At 38.8% G+C, this 9,796-nt stretch carries 13 protein-coding genes; 8 read left to right on the top strand and 5 right to left on the bottom strand.

Going from position 1 to position 9,796, the window contains the following annotated elements:
• Positions 1-746 precede the first annotated feature (746 nt).
• Genes Q0212_RS05625 through Q0212_RS05610 form a run of 4 tightly spaced genes read left to right on the top strand, consistent with a single transcriptional unit; the run spans position 747 to position 3,533 of the window.
• A complete protein-coding gene (locus Q0212_RS05625) occupies positions 747-971 on the top strand; it encodes a TIGR02450 family Trp-rich protein (RefSeq protein WP_297923426.1) in 225 nt (74 codons plus the stop codon).
• A gap of 34 nt (positions 972-1,005) precedes the next feature.
• The gene (locus Q0212_RS05620; RefSeq protein ID WP_297923425.1) at positions 1,006-1,983 is read left to right on the top strand and encodes a DUF2157 domain-containing protein; all 978 of its coding nucleotides are present in this window, start codon (positions 1,006-1,008) and stop codon (positions 1,981-1,983) included.
• A complete protein-coding gene (locus Q0212_RS05615; protein ID WP_297923423.1) occupies positions 1,976-3,034 on the top strand; it encodes a DUF4401 domain-containing protein in 1,059 nt (352 codons plus the stop codon). The genes Q0212_RS05620 and Q0212_RS05615 overlap by 8 nt, the downstream gene beginning before the upstream one ends.
• Positions 3,027-3,533, top strand: a complete 507-nt coding sequence (locus Q0212_RS05610) for a GDYXXLXY domain-containing protein (protein ID WP_297923421.1) — start codon at positions 3,027-3,029, stop codon at positions 3,531-3,533. Before Q0212_RS05615 ends, Q0212_RS05610 begins: the two co-directional genes overlap by 8 nt.
• A 28-nt stretch (positions 3,534-3,561) precedes the next feature.
• Here Q0212_RS05610 and Q0212_RS05605 read toward each other — a convergent pair whose 3' ends face one another.
• The 3 genes from Q0212_RS05605 to Q0212_RS05595 form a co-directional block, all read right to left on the bottom strand.
• Entirely contained in the window at positions 3,562-3,762 is a 201-nt protein-coding gene (locus Q0212_RS05605; protein WP_297923419.1) for a DUF2788 domain-containing protein, read from the bottom strand.
• A gap of 12 nt (positions 3,763-3,774) precedes the next feature.
• Complete coding sequence (rep, locus tag Q0212_RS05600; RefSeq protein ID WP_297923431.1) at positions 3,775-5,814, bottom strand: DNA helicase Rep; 2,040 nt, start codon at positions 5,812-5,814, stop codon at positions 3,775-3,777.
• A 119-nt stretch (positions 5,815-5,933) separates the two neighbouring features.
• Positions 5,934-6,809 carry a crotonase/enoyl-CoA hydratase family protein gene (locus Q0212_RS05595; RefSeq protein ID WP_297923417.1) on the bottom strand — a complete coding sequence of 292 codons (876 nt, stop codon included), beginning with the start codon at positions 6,807-6,809 and terminating at the stop codon, positions 5,934-5,936.
• A 98-nt stretch (positions 6,810-6,907) separates the two neighbouring features.
• Here Q0212_RS05595 and Q0212_RS05590 point away from each other — a divergent pair, with 98 nt between their 5' ends.
• The 4 genes from Q0212_RS05590 (at position 6,908) to Q0212_RS05575 (ending at position 8,522) form a co-directional block, all read left to right on the top strand.
• The gene (locus Q0212_RS05590) at positions 6,908-7,609 is read left to right on the top strand and encodes an NAD(P)H-dependent oxidoreductase (protein ID WP_297923429.1); all 702 of its coding nucleotides are present in this window, start codon (positions 6,908-6,910) and stop codon (positions 7,607-7,609) included.
• Positions 7,610-7,674: 65 nt separating this feature from the next.
• Positions 7,675-7,869 carry a type II toxin-antitoxin system VapB family antitoxin gene (locus tag Q0212_RS05585; protein ID WP_107866550.1) on the top strand — a complete coding sequence of 65 codons (195 nt, stop codon included), beginning with the start codon at positions 7,675-7,677 and terminating at the stop codon, positions 7,867-7,869.
• Positions 7,866-8,267: a PIN domain nuclease gene (locus Q0212_RS05580; protein ID WP_297923412.1), complete on the top strand. Its 402-nt coding sequence runs from the start codon at positions 7,866-7,868 to the stop codon at positions 8,265-8,267. Before Q0212_RS05585 ends, Q0212_RS05580 begins: the two co-directional genes overlap by 4 nt.
• 36 nt (positions 8,268-8,303) lie before the next feature.
• On the top strand, positions 8,304-8,522 hold the full coding sequence (locus Q0212_RS05575) for a hypothetical protein (protein ID WP_297923411.1): 219 nt from the start codon (positions 8,304-8,306) through the stop codon (positions 8,520-8,522).
• On the opposite strand, the gene Q0212_RS05570 is transcribed toward Q0212_RS05575, so the two are convergent.
• Together Q0212_RS05570 and Q0212_RS05565 are read right to left on the bottom strand one after the other, a co-directional pair.
• Positions 8,519-9,118: a hypothetical protein gene (locus tag Q0212_RS05570; RefSeq protein ID WP_297923409.1), complete on the bottom strand. Its 600-nt coding sequence runs from the start codon at positions 9,116-9,118 to the stop codon at positions 8,519-8,521. The two genes, Q0212_RS05575 and Q0212_RS05570, sit on opposite strands and share 4 nt — an antisense overlap.
• A gap of 56 nt (positions 9,119-9,174) precedes the next feature.
• Positions 9,175-9,796: hypothetical protein (locus Q0212_RS05565; RefSeq protein WP_297923407.1), on the bottom strand; the 622-nt coding region annotated here is incomplete at its 5' end.

Below are 9,796 nucleotides of genomic sequence, written 5' to 3'. Positions count from 1 at the left end.
TTTCCCTACACGACGCTCTTCCGATCTTGCTTCTGCCACTGAGAATTTACGTCAAGAAATTACTGCAATTTTAAGTATTGCCAATAAAGATAAAGATGAAGTTGTTGTCAATTTAGAAAGTCCAGGTGGTATGGTGCATGGTTATGGGTTAGCCGCATCACAACTAGCAAGACTCAGAGACCATCAATTACCGCTAACTATTTGTGTGGATAAAGTAGCTGCCAGTGGTGGTTATATGATGGCTTGTTTAGCCAATACCATTATTGCAGCACCGTTTGCAGTGATTGGTTCGATTGGTGTGGTGGCTCAGTTGCCTAATTTTCATCGCTTATTAGATAAATGGGATATTGATTACGAAGTTTTAACCGCAGGCGAATATAAACGTACTTTAACCATGTTTGGTAAAAATACTGATGCAGGTCGTGAGAAATTTATCGCGGACTTAGAAGATACCCATAACCTATTTAAAGAGTTTGTTACTGATTATCGTCCACAATTGGATATTGAAAAAGTGGCAACAGGTGAGCATTGGTATGGTAAACAAGCTCTAGGTTTGGGCTTGGTTGACAAGTTAATGACTAGTGACGAATATTTAATGAGTTTAAGTAAAACGGCTGATGTATTTGCGGTGCGTTTTATTCATAAACAAAACTTTATGCAAAAAGTCGGTTTAACAGCGAGCAATACTTTGGATAATGTGTTGTTAAAATGGTGGGAACGTTTAACCCAAAAGCCTAAGTTTTAATATGACTCGTCACCTCAACCCCAAAAAACTACTGCTGTCCAAATGGACAGCAGTGAGTCCACAACAACAAGAAAAACATTTTTTAGTCACCCAAATTGCCAATAATTCCACGCCAATAGCAGAGCGTGATTTGATTATCTTAGAAGCCGTTATGACCAAAAATGCTTATCGTATCGATTGGCATCAGTTATTAGATGAAGCCACATGGCGACAAGGATGGCATTAATTAACGCCTGATGATTGCCACAAGGAGTCTGTAGATGACACCCGCCCGCCATAAAGCCTTGATTAAACAATGGCTCAGCCAAAAACACATTGCCCCTGATAAAACCGAACAAGCCTTAGCTGTTGCAACAGTTACACCACCAGCCTCAGCATGGTTTGGTTTTTTAGATCGATTGTTGTTAAGTAACGGGGTTGGTTTAATTTTAATTGGACTGATTTTTTTCTTTGCCTTTAATTGGCAAGAAATCACTCGTTTTCACAAGTTTGCGATGTTAGAGCTGCTAATTGTTGGCACTTTAGTGGCTCATTATAAATTTGCCGCAAAAGCGAATGCTAATTATTTGATTTTGGTCGCTTCGGTTTTATTGGGCGTATTATTGGCTTTTTATGGTCAAACCTATCAAACAGGTGCAGATACGTGGCAACTATTTGCGATGTGGGCGTTATTAATTAGCCCTTGGGTATTGTTAGCAAGATTTGCAGCGTTATGGATGTTATGGCTCATTTTAGCTAACTTAAGCTTAGTGCTCTATTATCAAGTGTTTCATGGTTTATTTGGACTGGTATTTAGTGGCACAGCCATGCAATGGGCGTTGTGGTTATTTAATACCTTGGCTTTGATTATTTGGGAATTTGCCGCCAAGCGTTACTCATGGTTAAGCCAAAGTCGTAGTCAAGTGCGTTTATTAGCCATCGTTACTCATTTTAATATGGTCTGGCTGATGATTGATTTTATTTTTAGTCATGGCTTTAGAGATTTTTATCTGCCCATCATCTATTTGGCATGGTTAGCAGCTTTTTATGGCTATTATCGTTATCAACAACTTGATGTTTTTATGCTGGCTGGTGTTAGTTTAAGCGTGATTGTTATTTCAACTGCATGGTTTTCAGATTTGTTATTACAAAGCAAAGATGGATTTGCCTTGCTGGTCATTGGTTTATGGATCATGTTTAGTTCAGGGTGGGCAGTTCGTCATTTAAAAGCAATCGCACAGGAAGTTCCACATGAGTAATCAGCATGATGCTGCCTTATGGCAAAAACTACAGGAAGCGGGGTTGGTGCAAGGCGATATGCCAAACACGGACATAGAAAATCACCCTTGGTATCTACGCAGTTTGCAAGGCTTTACTGGTTGGTTTGCCGCTTGGTTTGTTTTGGCTTCTATTTTTGCTTTGTTTTATAAAGTGCTTGAATACAAAGAGTTGGCGTTAGTATTTGGTATCGCAACGCTATCAGGTGCATATTTTATTTATCAAAAAGCACAAAAAAGTGATTTTATTGGTCAGTTTGCCTTAGCAATTAGTTTAACAGGCCAAAGTTTATGTATTTATGCGTGGCGTGATTTATTACACGACCCCATAGGCTGGTGGTTAATTGCCTTAATGTCGGCCTGTTTAGTGTGGTTAATGCCGTCTTTTATTCATCGTTTTTTATCAAGCTCAATGGCAATTGGCGCAATATTACTGGGTTGTATGGATTGGCCAATTGTGTGGTTGTTGCCCAGTATTGTGGTGGTGGCAATGGCTGCCGTTTGGTTAGCAGAAAGTAAATGGTTGATACACAGTGATCGAGTACGTCCAATTGCTTATGCATTAACCATTAGTGCGTTGCAAATTCATAGCTTAACGCTGTTAGGTGTTAATGGTTTAGGCCAGTTGATACATGGCCGTGATTTACCCGCAGGTAGCTTCTTATTGGCGGTTAATGAAGTGTTGTTGGGTTTTGCCCTAGTTGCAACGGTAGGCATGCTATTAAAGCGTTATCAAATTGGCTATCAACAACCACAAGCATGGTTGGCCTTATTGTTGGCGACGGTGCTGGCTTTAGTTTCACAACAGGCAACAGGTTTGGCAGTGGCGTGGATTTTGATTGTCATTGGTTTTGCCAATGGCCATCGGGTGTTGTTGGCCTTGGGCGTTTTTGTTTTTTGGGGATATTTGGCGCGTTATTATTATTTTTTAAATTGGACATTATTAGACAAGTCATATTTGTTAATGGCAACAGGCGCATTTTTGTTGATTGTTCGTCAAATTGGCCAGCGTTGGAGGCAACACCATGAATAAATATGCGGTAAGCGCGATTGGTTTATTGATTTTAATTGGCGTAAATGGGTCTATTTGGCAAAAAGAGCAAGTATTAAGCAACGGCCAAACGGTATTTTTAACTTTAGCGCCTGTTGATCCTCGCTCAATTATGCAAGGCGATTATATGCGTTTACGCTTTGAACTAGAAAGCCAAGTACGCGCCCAATTGCCTCAAGACCAAACTGAAAATAGTCAGGGCTTTGTGTTGGTTAAATTGGATGACAAGGGGATTGCTCAATTTATTAACTTGCAAACAGAACCAACGATTATTGAGCCTCATACAGCCGCTTTGCAATATCGTGTTCGTGAGGGAAAAATTAAATTTGCTACTGATGCTTTTTTCTTTGAAGAAGGGCAAGGTGATATTTATGCCCAAGCTAAATATGGGGAGTTTAAAGTGGCAGAAAACGGAGAGTTATTATTAACTGATTTGCGTGGTGAAAGTTTAATAAAACTCAATAAAAAGGCTTTGGATTAACAAAGCCTTTAGGGTTAATATGAAAAAATTACTTCTCTAATTGCCACTGCAAAATAACTTTAATCATATAGCCAACAAAGCCTACAGATAAGGCTAAAAATAGCGCAAAAGTACCTGTTTTGCCTGCATTAGACTTTTTGGCAATATCCCAAATAATAAACATTAAAAATAAAATAACGGCAGGAATACCTAATTGCATTCCCCATTTGGTTAACATTTCATCAGTCATCTTTGTATCTCACTAAGAATTTAATAAGGCTCTTAAATTGGCTAAATGGGCGTTACCAATGCGCTTTTTCTCTTGCGGAGATTTTTGGCTGCGTCGTCCTTGCCATTGTAATTGGTCAGCAGGCAATTCTTCTAAAAAGCGACTTGGCGTAGTGCTTTTAAAATCTGCCCCCGATTTGCGCCGTTCGGCTAAGGTAATGGTTAAGGTTTGTTTGGCTCGAGTAATACCTACATACATTAACCGCCGTTCTTCCTCAACGGTATCAGCATCAATACTATTGCGATGGGGTAGCAAATCTTCTTCCAAACCAATCATATACACATGAGGAAATTCTAAGCCTTTGGCCGCGTGTAAAGTCATTAATTGCACGCGGTCACTATCGTCATTTTCGGCTTGCTGTTCGAGTAAATCAATTAAAACTAATTTGCGAATAATCGCTTCGATATTTTTGTCATTTTCATCGTCAGCTTTATTCAACATATTTTGAATAGAGTTCAGCAAGAAATTGATATTTTCTATACGTGCTTCTGCACCTTGAGGCGTGGGTGCTGTTTCACGAATATAATCTTCATAGGCAATATCGCTTAATAATTGGCGAATTTTTGGCACAGGGTCGGTGTTATCTAAAATCGCTTTGCTGTGTTCTTCGAGCCACGTACCAAATTCATGCAAACTAACCACTGCTTTTTTTTGTCCCAAATGTGCAGCTAAGCCTAACTCTGTGCAAGCCATTAATAAAGACACGCCACGACTTTGGGCATAAACGCCTAATTTTTCTAAAGTAACAGGGCCAATCGCACGTTTTGGTGTATTAATAATGCGTAAAAAAGCACTGTCATCATTAGGGTTAATAATCAGGCGTAAATAACTCATCACATCTTTGATTTCGGCACGTGCATAAAAGGATGTGCCACCTGATAATTTATAAGGCACTTGCAGTTCACGTAATTGAGTTTCAATGGCTTTGGCCTGAAAATTACCTCGATACAAAATGGCATAATCTTTAAAGGTGCGGCGATTCATTAGCTTATTATTCACTAAATCATTAGCGACATATTCGGCTTCTTGACGGTCAGTTTCGCAAGTCACTACCCGAATTAAATCGCCTAAACCGTGTTGACTCCATAACTTTTTTTCAAAAACGTGGGGATTATTGGCAATCACCGAGTTGGCTGCATTTAAAATCCGTCCCATAGAGCGATAATTTTGCTCAAGTTTAATGACTTTTAAATTGGGGTAATCTTTGGTGAGTTCCAACATATTTTCGGGACGCGCACCACGCCACGCATAAATACTTTGATCATCATCACCCACGGCGGTAAAACGACCACGCACACCCACTAATAACTTGACTAATAAGTATTGGGCGGTGTTGGTGTCTTGATATTCATCCACCAACATATAATGCACTTTACTTTGCCATTTTTCTCTAATGGCCTGATTTTCTTGCAAGATATGTGTGGGTAGGGCAATCAAGTCATCAAAATCTACAGCGTTATAAGCGCGTAAATGGCGTTGATAGGCATCATAAAGATGGGCTGCAATCAAATCTTCTTTAGTTTCAGCAACACTCACTGCTTGAACAGGCGCGATTAAATCATTTTTCCAATCAGAAATCTTTTTGCTAATCCATTTTAATGCTTGTTTTTGGTCAGCTTCAGGACTGTTATCTTTGTGCATTAAATCGGCCAATAAACGTTGGCAATCGTCTGCATCTAAAATAGAAAAATTATTTTTTAAACCACAAGCCTCTAATTCTTGGCGAATCATGGTCAAGCCTAAGGTATGAAAAGTGGAGACGGTTAAGCCTTTGGCTTCTGCCCCATTAACTAATTTGCTAACCCGCTCTTTCATTTCTTTTGCGGCTTTGTTGGTAAAGGTCACCGCAAAAATACGATTGGCTTTGATGCCACATTCGGTAATTAAATAGGCAATCTTTTTGGTAATCACTGAGGTTTTGCCCGAGCCTGCACCCGCCAAAACTAATAATGGGCCATCAATATATTTAGCGGCTTCTTGTTGACGCGGATTTAGGTTATTCATGGTGGGTATGCAGTTTAGAAAAAGGGAAGGCGTGCTATTTTACGAAGAAGGTGGGGCAGGTGCAAATAAACTTTATAGGGTTTGTAACAAAAACGGAGGCATTTAAAAAATGCCTCAATTTAGAGATTTTATTTCCACCAAGGATAAAATTCAGGCATTTGACTGGCTTTGCCTGTAAATTCAGGGGCACGTTTTTCTAAAAAGGATTTTACACCTTCTTTGCCATCTTCAAGACTGGTGTAAAACATCGCCAAAGAGTCTACTTTATGAGCTTCAATGGGATGTGTTTGTGCAGCATTGCGATACATCATTTGTCGAGCAAAGGCGATAGCAACTGGTGAACGATTATCTATAAACTTATGGGCGAGTTTATAAGCTTCTTCTAACAAGGTTTCTGGGCTATAAACCGCTTTGACTAAACGGCCTTGTTGAGCTTCTTCGGCAGTTAAAATATCACCACTATACACCCATTCTAAAGCTTGACTAATGCCCACAATACGTGGCAAAAACCAACTTGAACAGGCTTCTGGTACTACGCCAATTTTGCCAAAAACAAAACCAATCCGTGCTTTAGAGGAGGCTAAACGAATATCCATTGCCAAGGTCATGGTTGCACCAATGCCTACGGCTGCGCCATTAATCGCACCAATCACAGGCTTTTTGCAATCAAAAATAGCCAAGGTGACACGACCACCTGTATCTCGTACCCCTGCAATCATGGTCTCATCATCTAAGCGTTGTTCCATATCCGCTGTTGTCGGTTGTAATTGTTCATTTAAACCAAAGACATTACCTTGTTTGCTTAAATCCATGCCAGCACAAAAAGCTTTGCCTGCGCCTGTTACGACAATCACGCCAATATTGTCATCTTCGCTGGCCGTTTTAAAGGCGTGTTCTAATTCATTGGCCATTTCAACAGTAAAGGCATTCATTTGTTCGGGACGGTTGAGTGTAATCGTCAAAATACGGTTTTCGACTTGATATAAAAGGGTTTGATAAGTCATGTTGTTATTTGCTCCTAAAAATCACTTAACTGAGTTGCTTATACTGGTACTTTGGTGCTTAAATCAAGCCCATTTTTAGTTTAAATTGAGCATAAATGATGAATGTCTTGATTATTCACGCCCATCCTGAAGCAAAATCCTTTAATACGGCATTAATGCAGCTTGCGACAGAGCAATTAACTGCTGCTGGTCATCAAGTACAGGTGTCCGATTTATATGAGATGAATTGGAATCCTGTGGCTTCTGCTAACGATTTTGCCCAGCGCAAAAATCCTGAGTATTTGGTGTATGCCTTAGAACAACGTTATAACTACGAACAACAAGCAATTGCACCTGATATTGCGGCTGAGTTAGAAAAGTTAAAAGCAGCGGATTTGGTGATTTTTAACTTTCCCTTATATTGGTTTTCTGTGCCTGCGATTTTAAAAGGGTGGATTGACCGCGTGTTAATTTCGGGGGTGTGTTATGGCGGAATGCGTTTTTATGACCAAGGCGGCTTAAAAGGTAAAAAAGCTTTAGTGACTTTAACCTTGGGTGGCCGTGAGCATATGTTTGGTGAAAAAGCTATTCATGGCGAGTTGGTGGACGGTATGTTACGTCCCTTGTTGCGTGGCACATTGGCTTATGTGGGTTTTGAGGTGTTGCCACCGTTTATTGGCTATCATGTGCCCTATATTAAACCCGAAGCACGCGAACAAATTTTGGTAGATTATAAAAATTATTTAGCCAATTTAGACAATTTAACGCCATTACGTTATCCAAAAATGGATGAATTTGATGGCAAGTTGTATCCGAAGTAGTCGTAGCTAAAATTATCTATAATGTGTATATTACAATATAAAATACACATTATAGAGTTCAAAAAATGCGTACCAATATTGTGATAGATGATGCTTTAATGCACGATGCTCTAAAAGCCACAGGATTAAAAACCAAAAAAGAAGCGGTTGAGTTGGGGTTAAAAATGCTCATTAAACTCAAGCAACAAGAGTCGATTAAGGCTTTTCGTGGAAAACTGAAATGGGAAGATGACCTTGAAGACATGAGACTCAATCAATGATTCTTATAGATTCAAGTGTTTGGATTGACTATTTTAATGGCCAACCTACGCCATCAGCTAATAAATTAGATAGTTTGCTTGGTGTTGAACCGCTTGCTATTGGCGATTTGATTTTAACGGAGGTATTACGCGGATTTCGTGTAGATACAGACTATCAAACCGCCAAAAAATTATTGCTCACATTAGCTGTGTTTGACATGTTAGGGACAGACTTAGCCATACAAGCCGCCGATAACTTTCGTTTTTTACGCAAGCGTGGCATTACCGTGCGTAAAACAGCAGATGTGATTATTGCCACACATTGTATTGAATATGGCCATTCTCTGTTATTTGCCGATAAAGACTTTTTACCTTTCGTCACCCATTTAGGCTTAAAAGCGGTGACAACAAATACCTAACGCTGTTTTTTACACCTCAATACAAGGAGTGTTATTTTGTTATCCCCCAATCAAATTCGTGCCAATGCGCGTAAATTTAGTCTTGAATGGAAAGACGAAACTCGCGAACGAGCCGAATCTCAAATGCATTTATTGGATATAGAAACGCAACAACAGCAAAAAATTTTAGTGGCTAACTTAGCCGATAACATTGAATTATTTGGTTTTATTTCGGGCTACGAAACTTATTATAGTCTTACAAGAGCATTTAATTAACCTAAAGTCAACTTGATACCAGTCAAGCCAATAACAATAATTAATGCCGCACAAGATAAGCCCCATATAATAGTCTGACGGAGTTCTCGTACAATTTTCTCAGCATCTGATGATACTTCAACTCTTTGATTACTAATAGCTTTTGTAAGTTCATGGGTTAATGTTGTGAGAGTACTTTCTACTTTGGCTAAGTTATCAGCAACCATTTTGTCTGCCGTTTTTTCTAATTGTAGTGCTATGGTTTCAGCTGTTCTTGCCACTGATTCTTCTAACTCTTTGACTAATATATGAGCTTCTGCAAATGATTCAGTTTTTACCTTTTCAGTTAGTTTTTCTATGTCTCCTTGCATTCTTGGATACATTTTATTTTCAAAACGTTTAACAATATCATTAATAATGAGCTGTGTACTCAAAATCCCGTAATCTGGAGTGACAATACCTTCTTCAATACAGGCTTGACAAGCGCGCCCCTTTTTTCCATCTATCGAAAGATAATTTTTCATATAGCCTGCATGGGTTTTACAAACATATTTGTCGCAGCCAATACAAGACTCTATACCTTTTTCGACAGCACAGACATAACATGAATTCGTCATAATAGAAATTTCCAATGTTTTTATAATTGCAAGCACTAAAAATTAAGCTTTTGGGTTTAAATACCTAATTTTAAAACGCCAGTAATCCCATTTTTAGCAATTTTCAGGTTTTCAATGGTGATATTTTGCATGAGTTTTTGAGCTAATGTGGGTAATAGAGGAGTTAACATAGGGTTGATAGGCGTATTACTTAATAAGAGATTGATTTTACTATTAATAGCATTATTAATCGCTTCGGTTGCACCCATAGCAATCAAATCGGCAGTAATAAGTTCTTTTTCAATGGTAACTCCGTTGATATTTTTAAGTGAAAATGCACCAATATCCACACCTAATAATCCACAAACAACTAATTTTACAACGTGAGCTAGCAAAGAAGATGCAATACCTGTGCCGCCAAGCTCTATTTGGTCTAAGCGGCGCATAGTAATGATTTTGGATGTTGGGCTGAGTTCACAATGTTCTAATGCAAGTTTAGTTTTAATATTAAACGTTAATCCAACACCTTCTATAGAAGCGGTCACAACTAAAACATTTTCTTCGCAGCTTAGGACAAGATTTTTGATACGACTATCATCGGTAATAGCCTTTTTTACCATTTGATTTAGCTGAGTCTCGGGTACGTTTAAGGGAATAGTTTTTGGTATGTTTTGTTTAATAAATTCAATGGTTTCTTGA

The sequence above is a fragment of the uncultured Agitococcus sp. genome (assembly GCF_937920075.1).
Classification (GTDB): domain Bacteria; phylum Pseudomonadota; class Gammaproteobacteria; order Pseudomonadales; family Moraxellaceae; genus Agitococcus.
The sequence above is the reverse complement of the archived record's forward strand: the minus strand, read 5'-3'. Positions and strand labels throughout refer to the sequence as shown.